This is a genomic window from Streptomyces sp. NRRL S-350 (genome assembly GCF_000719705.1).
Taxonomy (GTDB): domain Bacteria; phylum Actinomycetota; class Actinomycetes; order Streptomycetales; family Streptomycetaceae; genus Kitasatospora.
On record NZ_JOHO01000249.1, the window covers coordinates 1 to 209 of the forward strand.

The following is a 209-nucleotide window of genomic DNA, read 5'->3' on the forward strand; positions in this document are numbered from 1 at the left end:
CCAGCGGGTGAGGCCGTGCTGGTGGCCGGGGCGGATGCCGCCCATGGCGTCGATGGCGGTGAGGATGTGGCCGATGACGGCCTGGTCGCGGGCGTCGAGGGGGGCGGGGACGTCGAAGACGCCGAGGGCTTCGAGGAGTTCGCCGGTGTCGGCTTCGGAGCCGGGTCGGGGGTGGGCGAGGAGGGCGTCGTGGCAGTCGTCGAGGCGGC

Annotated in this window: 1 protein-coding gene; it reads right to left on the bottom strand. The window is 75.1% G+C overall.

What is annotated here, in order from left to right; translation table 11 throughout:
* The coding region (locus tag IF30_RS43025) for a hypothetical protein (protein WP_158836014.1) at positions 1-209 on the bottom strand (209 nt) is incomplete at both ends.